At 36.2% G+C, this 18,141-nt stretch carries 21 protein-coding genes; 13 read left to right on the top strand and 8 right to left on the bottom strand.

Annotated features, from left to right (window positions below; genetic code table 11):
* Nucleotides 1-25: 25 nt before the first annotated feature.
* Nucleotides 26-1,144: an efflux RND transporter periplasmic adaptor subunit gene (locus EL260_RS01300; RefSeq protein WP_123858495.1), complete on the bottom strand. Its 1,119-nt coding sequence runs from the start codon at nucleotides 1,142-1,144 to the stop codon at nucleotides 26-28.
* Between the two features lie 305 nt (nucleotides 1,145-1,449).
* Between EL260_RS01300 and EL260_RS01295 the strand changes: the two genes are divergently transcribed.
* Nucleotides 1,450-2,040 (top strand): porin family protein, encoded by a 591-nt coding sequence (locus EL260_RS01295; protein WP_123858494.1) that lies wholly within the window; start codon nucleotides 1,450-1,452, stop codon nucleotides 2,038-2,040.
* A 207-nt stretch (nucleotides 2,041-2,247) separates the two neighbouring features.
* On the opposite strand, the gene EL260_RS01290 is transcribed toward EL260_RS01295, so the two are convergent.
* Both EL260_RS01290 and EL260_RS01285 read right to left on the bottom strand, forming a co-directional pair.
* Nucleotides 2,248-3,012: a LytR/AlgR family response regulator transcription factor gene (locus tag EL260_RS01290; RefSeq protein ID WP_123858493.1), complete on the bottom strand. Its 765-nt coding sequence runs from the start codon at nucleotides 3,010-3,012 to the stop codon at nucleotides 2,248-2,250.
* Nucleotides 3,009-4,127, bottom strand: a complete 1,119-nt coding sequence (locus EL260_RS01285; protein ID WP_123858492.1) for a sensor histidine kinase — start codon at nucleotides 4,125-4,127, stop codon at nucleotides 3,009-3,011. The genes EL260_RS01290 and EL260_RS01285 overlap by 4 nt, the downstream gene beginning before the upstream one ends.
* 230 nt (nucleotides 4,128-4,357) lie before the next feature.
* Between EL260_RS01285 and EL260_RS01280 the strand changes: the two genes are divergently transcribed.
* On the top strand, nucleotides 4,358-5,182 hold the full coding sequence (locus tag EL260_RS01280; RefSeq protein WP_123858491.1) for a universal stress protein: 825 nt from the start codon (nucleotides 4,358-4,360) through the stop codon (nucleotides 5,180-5,182).
* Nucleotides 5,183-5,407: 225 nt separating this feature from the next.
* Here EL260_RS01280 and EL260_RS01275 read toward each other — a convergent pair whose 3' ends face one another.
* Complete coding sequence (locus EL260_RS01275) at nucleotides 5,408-6,277, bottom strand: ATP-grasp domain-containing protein (RefSeq protein ID WP_123858490.1); 870 nt, start codon at nucleotides 6,275-6,277, stop codon at nucleotides 5,408-5,410.
* A 255-nt stretch (nucleotides 6,278-6,532) separates the two neighbouring features.
* Between EL260_RS01275 and EL260_RS01270 the strand changes: the two genes are divergently transcribed.
* The 5 genes from EL260_RS01270 to EL260_RS25420 are packed head-to-tail and all read left to right on the top strand — an operon-like array spanning nucleotide 6,533 to nucleotide 8,637.
* Complete coding sequence (locus EL260_RS01270) at nucleotides 6,533-7,042, top strand: hypothetical protein (RefSeq protein WP_123858489.1); 510 nt, start codon at nucleotides 6,533-6,535, stop codon at nucleotides 7,040-7,042.
* Complete coding sequence (locus tag EL260_RS01265) at nucleotides 7,039-7,386, top strand: tRNA-binding protein (RefSeq protein WP_123858488.1); 348 nt, start codon at nucleotides 7,039-7,041, stop codon at nucleotides 7,384-7,386. The genes EL260_RS01270 and EL260_RS01265 overlap by 4 nt, the downstream gene beginning before the upstream one ends.
* Nucleotides 7,387-7,403: 17 nt before the next feature.
* On the top strand, nucleotides 7,404-8,105 hold the full coding sequence (locus tag EL260_RS01260) for a 3'-5' exonuclease (RefSeq protein ID WP_123858487.1): 702 nt from the start codon (nucleotides 7,404-7,406) through the stop codon (nucleotides 8,103-8,105).
* Nucleotides 8,106-8,108: 3 nt separating this feature from the next.
* On the top strand, nucleotides 8,109-8,435 hold the full coding sequence (locus EL260_RS01255; RefSeq protein ID WP_123858486.1) for an SUF system Fe-S cluster assembly protein: 327 nt from the start codon (nucleotides 8,109-8,111) through the stop codon (nucleotides 8,433-8,435).
* Between the two features lie 58 nt (nucleotides 8,436-8,493).
* Nucleotides 8,494-8,637, top strand: coding sequence for a hypothetical protein (locus tag EL260_RS25420; protein WP_164464420.1), 144 nt, complete (start codon nucleotides 8,494-8,496; stop codon nucleotides 8,635-8,637).
* Between the two features lie 73 nt (nucleotides 8,638-8,710).
* On the opposite strand, the gene EL260_RS01250 is transcribed toward EL260_RS25420, so the two are convergent.
* Together EL260_RS01250 and EL260_RS01245 are read right to left on the bottom strand one after the other, a co-directional pair.
* Nucleotides 8,711-9,547 (bottom strand): sulfurtransferase, encoded by an 837-nt coding sequence (locus EL260_RS01250; RefSeq protein WP_123858485.1) that lies wholly within the window; start codon nucleotides 9,545-9,547, stop codon nucleotides 8,711-8,713.
* Nucleotides 9,548-9,719: 172 nt separating this feature from the next.
* Nucleotides 9,720-10,568 (bottom strand): hydroxymethylglutaryl-CoA lyase, encoded by an 849-nt coding sequence (locus EL260_RS01245; RefSeq protein ID WP_123858484.1) that lies wholly within the window; start codon nucleotides 10,566-10,568, stop codon nucleotides 9,720-9,722.
* Between the two features lie 189 nt (nucleotides 10,569-10,757).
* On the opposite strand from EL260_RS01245, the gene pepT reads away from it, so the two are divergent.
* The 6 genes from pepT (at nucleotide 10,758) to EL260_RS01215 (ending at nucleotide 15,609) form a co-directional block, all read left to right on the top strand.
* Nucleotides 10,758-12,005: a peptidase T gene (gene pepT / locus EL260_RS01240; RefSeq protein WP_123858483.1), complete on the top strand. Its 1,248-nt coding sequence runs from the start codon at nucleotides 10,758-10,760 to the stop codon at nucleotides 12,003-12,005.
* Between the two features lie 4 nt (nucleotides 12,006-12,009).
* The gene (locus tag EL260_RS01235; protein ID WP_123858482.1) at nucleotides 12,010-12,576 is read left to right on the top strand and encodes a hypothetical protein; all 567 of its coding nucleotides are present in this window, start codon (nucleotides 12,010-12,012) and stop codon (nucleotides 12,574-12,576) included.
* A gap of 173 nt (nucleotides 12,577-12,749) precedes the next feature.
* Nucleotides 12,750-12,992 (top strand): hypothetical protein, encoded by a 243-nt coding sequence (locus EL260_RS01230; protein WP_123858481.1) that lies wholly within the window; start codon nucleotides 12,750-12,752, stop codon nucleotides 12,990-12,992.
* A 162-nt stretch (nucleotides 12,993-13,154) separates the two neighbouring features.
* Nucleotides 13,155-13,751, top strand: coding sequence for a porin family protein (locus EL260_RS01225; RefSeq protein WP_123858480.1), 597 nt, complete (start codon nucleotides 13,155-13,157; stop codon nucleotides 13,749-13,751).
* A 282-nt stretch (nucleotides 13,752-14,033) separates the two neighbouring features.
* Nucleotides 14,034-14,885 carry a sensor histidine kinase gene (locus tag EL260_RS01220; RefSeq protein ID WP_228445263.1) on the top strand — a complete coding sequence of 284 codons (852 nt, stop codon included), beginning with the start codon at nucleotides 14,034-14,036 and terminating at the stop codon, nucleotides 14,883-14,885.
* A complete protein-coding gene (locus tag EL260_RS01215) occupies nucleotides 14,875-15,609 on the top strand; it encodes a LytR/AlgR family response regulator transcription factor (protein WP_123858478.1) in 735 nt (244 codons plus the stop codon). The genes EL260_RS01220 and EL260_RS01215 overlap by 11 nt, the downstream gene beginning before the upstream one ends.
* 88 nt (nucleotides 15,610-15,697) lie before the next feature.
* Here the strand turns inward: EL260_RS01215 and EL260_RS01210 are convergent, their stop codons facing one another.
* Both EL260_RS01210 and EL260_RS01205 read right to left on the bottom strand, forming a co-directional pair.
* The gene (locus tag EL260_RS01210) at nucleotides 15,698-16,606 is read right to left on the bottom strand and encodes a DUF6268 family outer membrane beta-barrel protein (protein WP_123858477.1); all 909 of its coding nucleotides are present in this window, start codon (nucleotides 16,604-16,606) and stop codon (nucleotides 15,698-15,700) included.
* Between the two features lie 184 nt (nucleotides 16,607-16,790).
* Complete coding sequence (locus tag EL260_RS01205) at nucleotides 16,791-17,999, bottom strand: multidrug effflux MFS transporter (RefSeq protein ID WP_123858476.1); 1,209 nt, start codon at nucleotides 17,997-17,999, stop codon at nucleotides 16,791-16,793.
* Between the last annotated feature and the right edge of the window lie 142 nt (nucleotides 18,000-18,141).

The raw sequence follows: 18,141 nt of genomic DNA, 5'->3' as shown, positions 1-18,141 counted from the left end.
GAATTTTCTAAGAATGATTATAAAATTATTTTGAAGGAGATACTTTAGCCACAACCTGTGCCCCATTTGCAAGAGCATCTATTCTGTTGATGGCGATTTTGTCTCCTGCATTCACTCCATTTTTCACAAAGTAATCTTGAGAAGTGCTTCCTGATACTTCAATCTGCATCATTTTCACTTTATCTTTACCTTCTAATTTATAGACGAAGAACTTATCCTGAATATCTTTTACAGACGTTTTCGGAAGCTTTACTACACCATCTAATGCATTGTGTATCATCACACGTCCTGTTCCTCCGGATCTTAGAAGTTTATCCGGATTCTGGAACACAGCTTTCATCTGGATACTTCCTGTATTTCTATCAAAGTTCCCACTGGCATTTTCCAACCTTCCTTTAAAACCATAGGTAGAACCGTCTGCTAAAATAAGCTCTACATTCTCTGTGTTTTCACCTGAAGCAGCAGCTCTGCTATGAGCAATAAAGTCCGCCTCATTCATTGAGAAATAAACATTTACACTGCTTATGTTAGAAAGTGTTGTTAATGGTGATGCATCAGACGGGCTGATGAGGTTTCCTACCCTGTTTGGGATTCTTCCTATATAACCGCTCACCGGTGCCTTAATGTATGTGAAATTAGCATTGATCTTTGAAGAACCTAAAGAAGATTGTGCCTGAGCCACTTGTGCTGATGCTGCCTTTAAACTTGCCTGCGCTGTTTTCAGCTGCATATCAGAAACTACTTTTCCTTCTACAAGAGGTTTTAGCTTTTCAACTTCCAGTTTTGCTGATTCCTGAGCTGCTAAAGCTGATTTCAAAGCAGCTGCATTGGTATTTACCTGTTCATTGTATACGGATGGATTAATTCTAAACAGCGTTTGCCCTTTGCTCACATATTGTCCTTCTTTTATGTATACAGCTTCCAGGTATCCTGTTACCTGAGCTTTTATTTCTACATTGTCCTGCCCCTCTATACTTCCGGGATACCCTGTTGCAACATCTTCATTTCCAGACTTCACCTGGATAAAGTCAGTAGGAAGCGCCTGTACCTGCTGCGCATTTTCCTGCGCGTTTCCCGAACCGCAGGAGTACAATATTGCTGCAGCTATAAGTGAAAGTGCCAGATATCCTTTTCTGTAGTTCATAACATTTGTTTTTAAATTTTACAACAGCAAAATAAGTTCATATAATAAGGATGTGCATGTAAAAATCCGGTGAAACGTAGTTAATCGCAGATGAAACGTATGATACCAAAAATGAAAGGAAAAGTGGTTATTTCTGCCATTCAGATCAATAAAAAAGGGCTTTATCACCTTAGTATTTCAAAAATACGGTTGAGGCTTCAATTTATACGTTTCACTTTTAAAACTCATCGTTCAGGTTATTTTCCCTTCTAATTTCGCAGTATCAAAACATCAAAAAATAAGTCAATAATTTAAATTTTTATCAAATGAAAAAGTTTTTAGCAATCACAGCGATCGTATTAGGATTAGGAGTACAGGCTCAAACTACAACACCGAAAAAGGAATCAGGGATAGAATTAATTCCAAAGGCCGGAATCAATATTGCCAATCAATCTATTAAAAATGTAAATGGTGAGAAATCAAAAACATCCTTTCAGGCTGGCTTAGGAGTAAATATTCAAACAGGAATAAAAAACTTTTCTGTACAGCCTGAAGTTAACTTTATCAGCAAGGGAACAAAGTTTAAAAACAGCTTTGGAAGTGAAACGTACAACTTTAATTATTTGGAAATTCCGGTGTTAGCCAAATACAGCTTTGGTCCGGTGTATGTAAATGCAGGACCTTCTATAGGTTTCCTGATGGGAAAGAATGATAAGATAAAAGCAGCCTATGGTAAAACCAACTCAATAGATTTTGGATTACAGATGGGAGCTGGTGTAGCTATTCCCGCAGGACCCGGAAAAGTAATTGTAGATGGCAGATATAATTTAGGATTAAATAATATCTCCGATGAGAAAGGAGTAGATGTAAAAAACAGAGGTTTTGCAATTTCTTTGGGATATGCTATTCCGTTGTAATCTTTAGCTCATAGCTTTTTCTTCATATGATCCCTTCATGAGTAATTCCTGAGGGGATTTTTAATTATAAGATTGGAAGCAGGAGGCTGGAAGTTACTATTGTGCAGACAAAATCTAATAGCTACAGAAAGGTTTGAGGCTCTCTGAAAAGCCTTAATTAAATTGATTTTCTTTTGTTTTCAGTCTTCAATAACCTCCAGCTTCCTATTAATAATCCATCCAGGATTTAAAAATAGAAGCCTTTTCCCGGCTCACGATCACTTCCATCTCAGGTTGTTTTCTCAGTTCCAGTTTCAGTTTTCCATTGAAGTGATTTAAAATCTGCTTTACAGAATCAATATGTATGATAAACTGCCTGTTGGCCCGGAAGAAGAACTTCGGATCCAATTGTTTTTCAAGCTCCTCCAGTGTTTGGGGAATATTTTCCACTACGCCCGTGTTCAGCATTGCTTTGCTGATCCCCAATTCCGTATAGAAGTACAGAATGTCTTCTGCCAACACGGTTTTGTATCCATCACGGTGAACAATAAGGAATCTTTTTCTGTAATCTTTTGGCTGAATATAATTAAGTAATCCTTCAATGGCTGATCCTACAACAGGAACCGACTCCATAAATGTTTCATATCGCTTTAATGCCGCATCCAGTTCTTCTTCTTCTATAGGCTTCAGAAGATAATCTATACTGTTATATTTAAAGGCCTGTACAGCATATTCATCATATGCTGTTGTAAAAATTACGGCACTTTTAATTTCATGTTTATTAAAAATTTCAAAGCTTAAACCATCTGCCAGGCGAATATCCATCATAATGATATCCGGAACGACATTGTTTTCCAGCCAATTAACAGTGGAGGTTATTGAGTCTTCTACGGAAAGAATTTCAATGTGTGGTCTTAACTTTAGCAACAGCCTTTTTAACCGGTCTGCATTAGGTCTTTCATCCTCGACTATTAAAATTTTATTAATCTTCATATCAATGGAAGTTTTACAATAAATTTATTTTCAGTTTTTTCTATAATCGGTTTTGTATAGCCAAGGATCTCATACCTTGCAACGATATTGGTAAGCCCAACTCCAGAGGAATCCGGCTTATTAAGTAATGGTAAAAAAGTATTGGCAACTACCAATTCTTTTTCTGAGTTTGTATACACATGTATTTCCAGTGGGTTAGCCCTTGAGATTTGGTTATGTTTAATAGCATTTTCAACCAACAGCTGCAGAGATAATGGAAGAGTGTACATCGTTCTATATTCTTCCTGAATATCAATTTTAAATAGTACTCCTTCTCCAATTCTTTTTTCAATCAGGAAAATATAGGAATCTAAAAATTTTAGTTCTTCTTCTACGGCTATGATATCTTTTTTAGAATTCACCAGCAAATACCGATACACTCTTGCAAACTTTTCTGAATATTCATATCCCAACTGCTGATCTTCCAGAATCAGTTCGGAAAGGACACTCAGGTTGTTAAAAATAAAATGCGGGTCGATCTGTAATTTAAGGGCCTGAAGTTCAGCGGCCATGGCTGCCTGTTTATGTTTGGAAGCCCTGAGTTTATGCTGAGCCGCTTCTACAGCGGTTTTCTTCCAGTTTTGAAGCAGATAATCCACTGTATTCAAGCCACTTATAATCAAAGAAATCACAATATTGGTGGCCACCCATTGTCCCAGCAACGTATATTCTTTTCTGGAATCCATTTCGGGTAAATTATCTGAAGTGCAGTCCACAATAGTATTAATAATCATTACAATCAAAACACTTCCTACAATCTGAAGAAATCCCTGAATGAGTAATCGTTTAATGGTTCTGTCTTTCCATGGAAGCCATTTATTGAGCATCATATCAATCAGTAGACTAACCTCTGAAATGATGATTGAAAAAAAGAACACCCACAAAGCATCTTCAATGAACATCTTCAAAGGAGTTTCCCAATAGCTTTGCCAAACCGGATCAAAGGGATTAATAAGATAAGAAAATCCACAGAAAGCAATTACTGCCACTGCCCAAATTACCAGCCTCCTTTTCATGGCGGAAAGGATCTTTTTACTTCGTACTAAATTTTTTCTAATTGCAGAAACCCTATTCATATCCGGGACTTTGTGAATGTAAATATAGAAATAGATTTTAGAAAGCGGTCTCCTATTTTAAACGAGACCGCCAAAACTGTCCCTGAAGCGTAAAATAGACACGTTCAAATGAAACCTTACGGTTCATCACCTGAAAAATACATTTCATCATCATTTTATGCAACATCACATTATTTTTAATAAAAGACTAGGGGCTACTCACCTAGTTTTGCAGTATTAAAATCGGTACAATGAAAACAATAATTGTCTGCACAGATTTTTCCCAGGAAGCTGAAAATGCAATTCATTATGCGGCTTCTATTGCCAAGGAAAACCAATATCATATCATTCTGTTTAATTTACAGAGCATTTCTATCCATGCTCTGAATGCTCAGATTTCTGCTGATTTTTTTTATGAACAGACCCTTAAAAATCAACAAAAGCTTACTGATAAATCTATTGAAATAAACAGATTATATGCTGTAAAAACAGCCTATTATTTGGCCTCAGGAAATTTTATTGACGAACTGAATAACTGCATTCAAGCTACAAATGGGGACTTTATTGTCATGGGAATGGGAGACAAAACCATTGAACAGAGGCTTTTAGGAAATAATGTAATCAAAGCCATTCACAGAGTTAAAAAACCGATATTAATTATTCCAGGACATATCGAGTATACAGGAATCCAAAAGATTCTCTTTGCTTATGATACTCATAAATCGATTACCTGGTCTGCAATGAATGATATTTATTCTTTCATTAATGAGTTCAATGCAGAAATTGAAGTATTTAATGTAAGTGAAAGTGTTGAGGATTTTACGGAAGTGCTTCATGATATTGATTTGAACTCGGGTTATGATCTTGATGATATTAAATACAGCTTCAAGATGATCAAGTCTATTGAAATCATTAAAGCGATTGAAGAGGAAGTAAAACTGACCAACGCAGATTTATTGACTATGGTTCCTTACCGATATAATCTTGTAGAATCTCTTTTCCATCGAAGCAAAACAGCCATCATGGCCTATAAAAATAAAGTTCCATTACTATCAATCCCCCTAAACATAGATTAAGGCCAATCAATAAAAATCATATTTGAATTATCCTTTTTTGCCTTTTTAAGGTTAAATTTTACACTTAATCTTGTTTAATAAGACCGGAGCTTTCTTCGGTCTTATTTTGATTTTAACCTCATTCACTGTAAATTATTTACTGTTCAAGATCATAAAGTTCTAATAATAAAAATCTTCTACGCTATCAACGTAGAAGATCATCCTTAATATAATAATATAAAATTATCAGGAAATCAAAGTCATTAATGCCTGATAATAATTTTCTTGTAATTCACTGCTGCCATTAAGGAACAAATAAGGCTCAATAAGCTCCAGTTCCATTAAATGGAATGAATTATTGATTAATACACCATCTACTCTCGCGTACAATGTTGATTGGGGTAAAGTTTTTAAATACGTCCCAGCCTGTTCTATATGCGCCGGATCCGGGGTTGGATAACTGATACTTCCGCCATGATAATGCTGCACTCTGAAATCACCTTGTTTAGGCGTTTTTAATGAACAATGACTATATTTTCCGTTGAAAAACAGGAATGACCATTCTCCATTTTTAATTTCCTCTACAAAAGGCTGTACCATATAATCCTGTTCTTTCAGAAATTCATTAATTTCTTTAGAGCGTTCGTCAAAATTATCTCGGTTTATGGTTACCGTATTTTGAGCTCCAGCACTCACACAAGGTTTTACAACCAATTGATCAGCTCCAAAAACTTCAAAAAAATGTTTACCAAAAGAAGATCCTTTTTCCAGATATTCTGAGGCAATGACCGGAAGTTGCTTATCGGCAATATCTTTCAGGTAATGTTTATCAGAATTCCATTTGATGATTTCCACTGGATTTAACACTTTAATTCCTAATCTTTCAAGATGATCCAGCCAGTTCAGAAATTCATGCAAATGGTTATGATAATCCCACGGAGACTTGATAATAGCCACATCAAACTGACTCCAGTTCAGGTTTTCATCATTCCAAATGGTGGGAACAATATTCAGACCTTTGTTGTTCAGAAAATTAATCAGTTCCGTATCCTCATCATTGGCTACTCCCACCGAAAAACGGTCTTCTTTTTTAAAGCCTACTAGTGTAATTTTCATGCGTCTGTTATTATACGTTTTTCTTGGTGTAAAGTTGCAAAGAACTTATGAATGAATACAGACACAGATTTTTATATTTGGAAGGGTACAATTGAAAATCTATTTAATAATCCCTTTTGTTGTTTTTTGAGTTTTGAGGCGCATTATCTAATTCTATTTGATTGTTCCCCATAATTTTTTTTCAATAAAGGTTATCTTTCAAAACATACTCTAATTCTCAATATTTTAATACATTTGTTATAAAACATACTTCAAATGAATTTCGAGCAGGTAAATCTACACCTTGAAGCCTATAAAGAACATAATCAGATTCTGGATGCGGCAAAATATCTGATTCATTCTTTTGATCTGGAACATGACAATTTTGCAGGGTTTGGTTTCAGGGAAGAGCTTTCCCCTACTTCGATGCTTCTTACTGCAGAAGGAGAATTGGGAGGACCTCAAACCGTGATGATTCCTAGAAATTTATTTGATTTTGATCTGAATCTTGTCCTCAATATGGTAGCCCACGAAATGCTTCATGTAAGACAAAAGGCTCCGGGGCAGGTAATTGAAGATAAAAATGAAAGAGAGTTTCAGGCTTACTATGAAATGCTTTTTCACAAGGTTTTCCCACAAGTTCCTGAGGTTTCGGCCTTTCATAAAAAGTTCTTTGGCGGAAAAGCCCTGGAATATTATAAAAGAATGGGCGAAGGTTCAGAATTACAACAGAAATATGCAGAACAGAAAATAGAAGTGGAACATTTAATTAATACATTACCATGAACGTAAAACCAGACATAACCTGGGCAGATTTTGAAAAAATAGACATCAGATGCGGAACCATTCTTTCAGTAAATGATTTTGAAAAAGCCAGAAACCCTTCCTATCAATTGGAGATTGATTTTGGTGACTTAGGAATCAGGAAATCATCTGCACAAATCACTTCTCTTTATCAGAAAGAAGAATTGGTAGGAAAACAGATTCTGGCAGTGGTTAACTTTCCTAAAAAACAGATTGCCAACTTCTTCAGCGAATGTTTAGTTCTCGGATTATATGGAGAAGATAAAAATGATGTCACTCTTTTAGCCCCTTCATTACCTACTAAAAACGGAATGCAGGTAGGATAGTAAATAAAAAACACACAATGATACAAAACATACCATTAGAAAAGGTCTTATTCCTTGATATTGAAACCGTTCCACAGGCTGGATCATGGGACGATTTATCTGAAACAGATCAGCATCTTTGGGATAAGAAAACCAGATTCCAGAGAAAAGAAGATGTTTCGGCAGCTGAATTTTATGACAGGGCCGGAATTATGGCAGAATTCGGTAAAATCATCTGCATCACGATCGGAATGGTGGAGAAGAATGAAACTTTAAAGATCAAAAGCTTTTCAGGGCATGATGAAAAAAAAATGCTCCAGGAATTTGGAGAACTCTTCAACAGTCCAAGGCTTTATAATGTCATTCTTTGCGCCCACAACGGAAAAGAATTTGATTTTCCATGGATTGCACGAAGGTATCTCATCAACGGAATGCAGCCGCCTGCTCCTTTTCAGATGTTTGGGAAAAAGCCGTGGGAAATTCCTCATATAGATACAATGGAACTGTGGAAATTCGGGGACTATAAAAGTTTTGTATCACTGGAATTATTGGCTCATGTCTTTGGTATTCCCACTCCAAAGGATGATATCGATGGCTCAATGGTTTCATCAATTTACTACATAGAAAAAGACTTGCAGCGAATTGTTGATTATTGTGAAAAAGATGTCTTAACTTTGGCAAATATTTTCCGACGCATGCGTCAGGAAGATTTGTTGAAAAGGAATATCAATTTAGATTAAAAAATGAAATTTACAGACGATCAAATTGCAGACATTGGTGAAGAAATCATCACCGTGCTAAAAACCGTATATGATCCCGAAATTCCGGTAGATATTTACGAATTAGGGCTTATTTATGATGTACAGATCTCCGATGATGCTGACGTAAAAATAATAATGACCCTTACCACTCCAAACTGCCCGGTAGCAGAAACACTTCCTCAGGAAGTAAAAGATAAAGTAGCAGAAGTAGAACATGTAAAAAGTGTTGATTTAGAACTTACTTTTGAACCGAGCTGGAATAAGGATATGATGAGCGAAGAAGCAAAATTTGAATTGGGAATGCTATAAACCTTAAGCATTTTCTACTCAGATAAAATTAATATTACTAACTATTTATTCAGTAATTATGGCAAAAAAGATAGGAGCAATACTCCTCGCTTTCTTAGGTATATATATGCTTTATCTGGGATCTAAAATGCAGGCTCAGCCTCCTTTTATAACCGGAATAGGGTTTATCATTATCTCACTGCTGCAATTGGGTAAAAAGTAATATGAAAATATAAAAGGATGTCATGGTATGACATCCTTTTTTGTATTGCTGAACCTCAAATTCAGGGTTGCTCTTACACTTCTTTTGCGATTGCTTTTCCTTCTCTCCTGCTCCATTCACTCCATGAACCTACATAAAGATTAGGGATTTTAAACCCTGCATAAGCTAATGCTAAAATAGTATGACATGCCGTAACTCCTGAACCACAGTGAATAATCAGGTTCCCAGGCCTATTTTCCAGTAATCGGCTATATTTTTCCTTGAGAACTTCAGGGTTTAGGAAGAATCCATTTTCATCCAGATTTTCAGAAAAAGGAATATTGATTGCCCCCGGAATATGTCCTGCAACCAGGTCAATAGGTTCAGATTCTCCTCTGTACCGGTAAGCATCTCTTACATCAACAACGGTGGAAACATTGCTTTTTAATTCATTTTCAACGTCTTCCAAACTTGAAATAGGAAGAGTCCAATTTTCTTTTTTTATCGTTGGAGCTTTTTCAAAAGTCTCTTTTCCTGATGAAAGTTCTATCGCATTATTTTCAGCAGCCTGGATTCCGCCATCCAAAACCTGTACGTTTTCAAAACCAAAGGATCTGAGCATCCACCATGCTCTGGCAGCAGCATTTGAACCGTTTTTATCATCATATACAACAATATGAGAGTTTTCAGCTATTCCAAGGTCGGATAATGTTTCTGCAAATTTTTCTGGTGTTGGAAGCGGATGTCTTCCTCCAAAAGCAGCATCTGGTCCTATTTCAGCCAGATCTTTATCCAAATCAATGAACCTTGCTCCTTTGATATGCTTTTCAAGATAGTTTTGTTGTACATCTTTCCCTACTCTTGCATCAAGAATGATGAGGTTTTCCGTTGGAAGTTTTTTTAAATCAGAGGGTGAAACTATTGGAGACATTGTGTTGATTTTAGGTTATTGTAATGAAGTTTGGGCCAAAGCCAATGGATTAATGAATATAGTAAAGCGGACTTTAGTCCGCTCCTATTTATATTTTGATTTCAAGCAGATCCTCATTTTCCAGTGTCTTATCTGCGTAATTTGCTATATCTGCCAGAGATTCTAAGTCATTTTAAAAATGAAAAATATCCTTAGCCTTATTATAAGAGCTTTCAAAGTTTAAAAGATTCAGCTTGTGATCTGCTTTTTCAACACTCATAAAATTAATCACCTGTTCTGTAGGCATATTTCCTACCAGATCATCTTTTGCCATAGGACATCCGCCAATTCCTTTGATGGCACTGTCAAATCTTCTGCAACCTTGATCATAAGCTGCCTTCAGTTTTGAATATGATTCTTCATAACGGTTATGGAAATGCCCACCGAAATTAATTCCAGGATATTTTGACGGAATTTTTTCAAAAAGAAGAGCAATGGTTTCAGGTGTTGCGACTCCTGTGGTATCAGAAAGCAGAATATCTTTAACACCGATATCCGAGAATCTTTGTGCCCACTGGTCTACATCTTCCCACTTCCACATTTCTCCATAAGGATTTCCAAAGGCCATAGAGAAATAAATATTCAGCTGTTTTCCTTCAGTTTTTACCAACTCAAGCATCTTAATGATCTCATCAAAAGCTTCTTCCTGACTTTTATTGGTATTTCTATGCTGAAATGTTTCAGAAATAGAGAAAGGAAACCCCAAGATATCTACAGACTCATGCTTTAAAGCTTTTTCAGCCCCTCTATAGTTTCCTATAATAGCAGAAACTTTGGTCTTGGAGCGGGATTTATCAATATTTTCAGCCACCTCATCAGAGTCAGCCATTTGGGGAATTGCTTTGGGAGAAACAAAGCTCAGACAATCCAATACATCAAAACCAACATCCATTAAGGAGTTGATATAATCTATCTTTTTATCAGTAGGGATAAACTCTCCCCATCCCTGCATTGCATCTCTAGGACATTCGGTAAGAAACATTTTTACTTTTTGATTTTCTCAAATATAATAAAACTAAACTACTTAGTATACTGTACATACAAATCTAAGATTATTTTGATTTTCAAAGTTTTATATCTGATTTATAATTTCGATAACTGATATTAACTCGCAAATAATGTATTCTGAGCATCAAATTTGCTAACTTTGTTAAAATTTATGATAAATCTGATGAGTACAATAGAATTCAATCCATTATGGAAAGAGAAATTACTGAACCGTTTTCTTAGCTATGTAAAAATATATTCAACAAGTGATGCTGAAAGTGAATCAACACCTTCTACTGAGCGCCAGTGGGATATTGCCAATTACATTACAGAAGAGCTGAAAACAATCGGTTTGGAAGATGTTTCAATTGACGAACACGGTTATATTATGGGCTATGTTCCTTCTAACCTTGAAAATGATGACAGGCCTACGATTGGGTTCATTTCACACTACGATACATCTCCTGATTTCAACGGTGAAAATGTAAAGCCTCAGGTTTGGAAAAACTATGATGGAAATGATCTTTTACTGAACCAGACCACAGGATTTACTTTATCACCTTCAAGATTTGAAAGTTTAAAAAAATATATTGGCCAGACGTTAATTACTACAGATGGAAATACCCTTCTTGGAGCTGATGATAAAGCAGGTTGTGCAGAAATTGTAACTGCAGCGGAATATCTTATCGCTCACCCAGAAATTAAGCACGGAAGAATTGCTGTAGGATTTACTCCTGATGAAGAAATCGGGAGAGGTGCCCACAAATTTGATGTGGCTAAATTCGGGGCTGAATGGGCCTATACAATGGATGGTGGAGAAGTTGGAGAACTTGAATACGAAAACTTTAACGCTGCCGGAGCCGTAGTAAAAATCCACGGATTAAGTGTACACCCTGGTTATGCTTATGGTAAAATGATTAATGCGGCTTTGTTAGCTGCAGAGTTCGCTCAAACATTACCTGCTAATGAAACCCCAGCAACCACTAAAGGATTTGAAGGATTCTATCACTTAATGGACATTACAGCTGATATTTCTGAAGCAAAACTTCAATACATCATCCGTGACCACGATGCTGATAAATTTGAAGCAAGAAAGAAATTCATGGAAGAAAAGGTGGCTGAATTCAACCAAAAACATGGTGAAGGAACCGCTGAAGTGGAGATCAAGGAGCAATACAGAAACATGAAACAGCAGTTTGAAGGCAAAATGCACATCGTAGATCTTGCTGCCAAAGCAATGACTGAAGCTGGTATTGAGCCTAAAATCAAAGCCATCAGAGGTGGTACAGACGGTGCTCAGCTTTCCTATATGGGACTTCCTTGTCCGAATATCTTTGCTGGAGGAATCAACTTTCACGGACCGTATGAATATGTTGCCTTGGAAAGTATGGAGAAGGCAACAGAAGTAATTATTAATATTGTAAAAGCATAATGAGATGAAAAAACTCTTAGCATTAGCCTTCATATTATCTTTTGCTTTCGGAAGTGCTCAGATATCTGCATTTCAGAAGGCCGATTCTAAGTATGAAAGAAAAAAAACGGCATTGTACAACAAATACCCTAAGCCCAATGATCTGAGAACTAAGCTAGAGTGGCTTCTTACAGAAGACAAAATAACATCTTATAAAAATGCTCTGGATAAGATTTCCGAAAACGATAAGAAAGCAGTGGCCAATGACCCTCCAGTCAAAACTAAATTGACGAAAGAAGCGGAATACGAGGCTGGAAAAACAGCTTTTCAAAAGTCATTGTATGAAGCAGTTGATCTTGTTTTCTTAAACTACGCTTCGAATTCTTATAAAGCAACATTAAGCTTTGTAGTAGACTCTAAAGGAAATGCTTTAGATGCTCAGGCAAAGGGAAATAACGAAGATGTGAATGCGTTTATTGAAGCTGCCTTTTATCGTATTAAGGAAAAAGGCAAGTGGAAACCCGCAGAAATTAGTGGGAAGCCGGTATCATCTACGGTATCTCTACCACTGGTTTTAACATTTAAAAAATAAATACAATAGACCCGCTTCACAGTGGGTTTATTTTTTACCTCTTACCCATCCCAACTTATATTCCATTCATTTACGGAGAGTTAAAAGCAGAACCAATCTCATTTTTCATTATATTTACTGATGACAGATTAACAAAACTATTAATTTTAATATCAGATTACATTATGAAAAACATGAAAAAACTTTTGAGAAAGGATCTTTCAACGATTCTTGGTAATGGAATAGACAACTGCCATATGGGGGGAGATTCCTATAACTGCCAGAGTGACTGCCAATGTGCCTGGGGAAAAGCCTGCGAAATGTATGACGACGGAAGTCCGGGACAATGTATTGCCGTCGGAGGCGGTGGAAATCCTGGTGGTGGAGGTACCGGTGGATGTATTCCACCAATTGACTGCACAGAACAGCCTTATTAAAAATAAATCAAATAATAATCTACGGAAGCTACAATGGCTTCCGTTTTTTTATTCATCCAAAACCGAATTCTTATCAAAGCATCTCTACCATTCATCAAATAAAATTTCCATCGTTCTTTAAGATTCTTTGCTTTGTATCAAATTTTTAAAAGCAATCAATTTATGAAGCAACAATTTTTAGCATTCTGCTCACTGTTATTATGTATCACTTGTTCTATGGATACACAGGCCCAGCAGACTCCATCTATTCACATCGGAATAAAGGGAGGTACAAATTTTACAAAAACCTCAACGGAATCTTCTTCCTTGGAAGGGAAATACGGCTTCGGTTATCAGGCAGGTGTAATGGCAAGAGTGGATATTGGAAGCCTGTATGTACAAGGAGAAACTTTATTCAACAAAAGAAAAACAACGTACGAATCAAAGGATTCCGGTTCTGCCAAGCTAACATGGAATGCCGTTGATGTTCCTATAGTAATTGGGTATAAACTTGTCAAAACCGACGATTTTAATCTAAGAGTATTTGCAGGAGGTGTATACAGCTATGCTTTCAACAACAAATTATCCACTTCTGAATCAATCCAAGAAGGTTTTAAAAAATTTGACAAGTCAAATATCGGAATTACAGGAGGAATAGGCATAGACTATAAAAATTTCACGGTAGACCTGAGATATGAAAACGGGCTTTCCAATATCAGTAAGGAATTTAAATCCAAACCTCACAGCTTTAGTCTTGGGATCGGTTATTTCTTATTCTAAAAACTTAAATTATCTTTGACTGATTAGAAACTGTGAATCTGCAGTTTCTAATTTTTTATAACCCATTCCAATCGTTTTATGACAAAACCCTTTGTGTTAAAAGAATATATTTTCTCTATTATTTTTTGGCTTGTGCTAGGCTTTGTACTGTGGTGTAATATTCAAGTTTCAGCAACAGGTCTATCCGCCCTAATTCAGGCTATAATTATCGTCTTAAGTTCTTTTGCATTCACTCACTTTCTTACCAACACCCTACTTCCCAAAGCCTTAAGATTAAAAAAAATGAAACAATTCCTTATTCAGGTTACTGTTATCACCTTAATTTTAAGTTTAATTTACGCTTTGGTCTTTACCTATGTTGATGAAGCAGATAAAGGAACTCTTCCTTCAGATTTCCGGGATCAGATTCCCTTTTTATGGCGAGGCTTTTATATGTCCTTGCCTGCATCGTTTCTGATCAATGGTTCTGCCTGCGGCATCCGCTTCTACCAAGAACATGGAAAAATAGAACGTGATCACATCCTCCTTCAGCAGGCTCACCTAGAAAATCAACTCAAGCTTCTTCAGGATCAGATTAATCCACATGTGGTATTCAATATTCTGAATCACATTCATATCCTTATGAAACATGACACTGTGCTTGCCGATTATTTATTAATGAAATTCTCAGATATTCTACGGTATCAGCTCTATCATTGCAATCAAAATCTGGTACCTCTTGACAAGGAAATTGAGTATCTCCAAAATCTGGTGGAGGTGGAAAAATTAAGATGGGGAAATGAACTGGATGTAAAATCAACTTTTAAATTGAATGATAAAAAAGTTCTTATTGCTCCATTACTTTTAGTTCCTTTTATTGAAAATGCCTTTAAATATGTCTGCAGGCTCCCCGGGCAGACCGGCTATGTTAAGATCTTCTGTAAAGAGGAAAACAATGCCCTTTATTTTTATGTCGAAAACTCATATTCCGAAATAGCTGTTCATAAAAAGAAAGATAGTGGAATTGGGCTTCAAAATGTACAAAAACGTTTAAAATTACAATATCCCAATGCTTATGATCTTACCATTGAGCCTGATAATCTAGTATACAAAGTCACTTTAACTTTAAAATTATCTGAAAAAAATGAGCAGTAATATTCCCAAAATGAAATGTCTGATTGTAGATGATGAACCTCTGGCAAGATTCCATCTTAAAGAACTGGCAGACAAAATTGATTTTTTATCTGTAGAAGGAACTTATGCCACTGCACTGGAAGCAGATGCCAAAGTAAAGGAAACTGAAATAGACCTTCTTTTTCTGGACATTAATATGCCTTATCTGAATGGTATTGATTTTCTGGAGCAGCTTGAAAATCCGCCTTTATGTATTTTTACAACGGCTTATTCTGAGTATGCATTAGAAGGATTTAGGCTACAGGTAGTAGATTATCTTTTAAAGCCGATTGCTTTTAACCGCTTTTATCAAGCTGTTAATAAAGCTCAACAGCAATTTATTATCAGTGAAAAATTAAAGAAAAATACCTCTTTGGATGATCCTTTTCTCTATGTAAGGCAATCTGATACCTTTATCAAGGTTTCCTGGGTAGATATTTTATATATTGAAAGTATGCAGAACTATACCAAACTGCATTTTAAAGATAAATCCCTGGTTATTCATCAGACGATGAAAGCCATTGAAGAATCCTTGCCTTCTGAGCATTTTTTCAGGATTCACAAGTCATTTTTAATCAATATCATCCACATTGATATGATCTCCGGAGGCCGCTTATTTATTAATAAAACAGAGCTTCCCATTTCCCGTACCCGAAAAGAAGAATTGCTTAATCAGGTGGTGTATAAAAAGCTCATTAGTAAATAAAAAAGAAAAGCCGGAAGGGTGTTGGGGGAATTATTCAAGTTAAAAAATAGATCAAATAAATACATTCCGGCTTTTTTGCTCTCATATCTTAAGGAAGATTCCAGCGTAGGGAGACCGCTGCATAGAATGTACTGGAAAACTTCGGGTCTGCAATTTTTTTCTCTTTAAAGATACTGCTGATTTTTCGTTCACTTTCAGTGAAATTTCTTATCAGGGTTGATCCTCCCGTGATCCCTATACTCAGCTTATCATTGATCTTTATTTCCGGTCTGAGACCTGCGGTGATCTGCTGATACCCAAACATGATAGATTTCCCTTCTTTATTTCTCTCTACAGTCATTCCGCTGAGGTTAACCACAGCTTTTAAGGTAAAAACATCTGAGAATTCATATCCGGCTTCTGCACCTTCCGGGAAATTAAGTCGGAATTTAACCTTTCCATTGGTTTTCCAATCAAAATAGATCCATGGAAGAATCATAGGTGCTCCAAATGCCGTTGTAAGAATCAGCCCTCCACCTAATGCTATATTACGATTAAAATGTCTGATAAACAGTATTCCACCCTGTCCTAATACATCATCAAAGTTAATTTGCTCCAGATCCGTATACAGGCCTACCGATGCCATCATCATCATACTCCATTTCTTACCCAAAGGCCGTATATGCTGTAATCCCACTTGAGCATTCAGCATTTGATCTGGAAATAACGGAGTTTCATAGTTTTTATGCGACATTTTTGCATAGGAACCACTCACTAGCATAGACCATGCTTTGACCCTACCATCTTTGTCTTTTTTTACTGATAATGGAATACTCAGATTTAGGCTTGCCCTTTTAAAATCACTTTTAGAATTCGTCTTTACACTGTCTTCCGGACGGATATAATTAGAGGACGGTATGTATTCTGTTTTGAGCTCAGCAGAGATTCCCGACTGGGCATTTACCCAATATCCTAGCGGCAGCAGACAGCAAAAAGCCGTCAAAAGGTTTCTTTTCATATTCTAAATTTTATGCAAAGAGAACCTTTTGACTATTTTTTACAAAAATTACTTGATTAAGTGTCTAATTAGTATGACCAATAGAAGCAATGGAAGGATAAACATTTTCATTCGGAATGAGGAATGGGAAATTTAGCAACTCTCTGTTTTCAATAATATCTATTCTTTCCCCTTCCCTACTCATTTAAGCAACAGATTGCTGTATTGTAGTTTTTTTACTTTTAAAAATCTGATATCCAAACCATACAGCCACCACCGCCATTCCGGTGCGTGTAACCACCATTGGTATAATAGAATCTGCTTCCAGGAAACCCAATAATCCCGAAATTAAAAAGGTTACCATAAGCTGCATGAATCCTAATAATGCAGCAGCAGTCCCTCTTCCTTCTTTAAAAGGAGATAAAGCGTGTGCCGAAGTAATAGGAAAAAGAATTCCTATGGCCAGCAATGATAAATACAGCATTGCTATTTCCAATGCTACAGAAAGACTTCCTGCTGCAATCAGAATATGCAGTGCACATACCAGCAACAACATTAAGGTAGCTCCAAATAAAAGATCTGAATTACTAATTCTTTTAATCAGTCTCGGTGTAATATAAGCCGCAGTTATCAGGGCTAGTGAATTAAATGCAAATATAAAACTGAAAGTCTCACTGGAAAACCCGTGAAGTTCCATAAATAAAAACGGAGCATTTGAAATATAAATAATCAGAGAAGCAAACGCAATACTTCCAACCATTGTACTGTTGATAAACTCTTTGTTGGAAATAATCATTTTCAGCTGATCTTTTAACCCTTTTTCATCAGCTCGTTCATGATCAGGAATACTGATTCTTGTATTCGTTTCCGGAACATATTTGTATACCATAAAGAAGGTAATGAGTCCCATGATACATAAAAACGCGAATGAACTGTTCCAGCCCCAATATTTCAGAAATACACTTCCCATCAAGGGTGCTACAATAGGGGCAATCCCACTGATCTGAGATTGCTGCGCGAAAATGGTTACTGATTTTTGTTTATCATAAAGATCAATAATAATTGCTCTTCCAATAACAATCCCTGCACTTCCTCCAAAAGCCTGTAAGAAACGCATGGTCCATAAAACGTAAATGTCTGAGGTAAAATAAATGGCCGTTGCTCCTATGATAAAAAGGAGAAGCCCGCAATATAACATCGGTTTACGGCCTGTTTTGTCTGATAAAGGTCCCCATAATAATTGTCCAAAAGCAAATCCGGCAAAGAAAACAGAAATAGAAATCTGGATATGCCCGATATCGGTTTTAAAAATTTCAGCCATGCTTGGAAATGCAGGCAGATAAAGATCTATACTTAAGGATTCTAACGTGTTGAGTAATGCTAAAATAAACACTACAATACCTAACTTCTTCATAAATTGTAAGCCTTCACAGGCGATTTTTTTCAGAATGCAAAATTGCCTTAAAAAGCAAAAAAGCACAATAAAAGAATTGAAGGAAGTATAGGACAAACTGAAGATTTAAATACAGAAACAAATGAAAACAATCAGTTTTGGC

It is taken from the genome of Chryseobacterium nakagawai, from assembly GCF_900637665.1.
Taxonomy (GTDB): domain Bacteria; phylum Bacteroidota; class Bacteroidia; order Flavobacteriales; family Weeksellaceae; genus Chryseobacterium; species Chryseobacterium nakagawai.
This window is presented reverse-complemented; position numbering and strand designations above follow the sequence as displayed.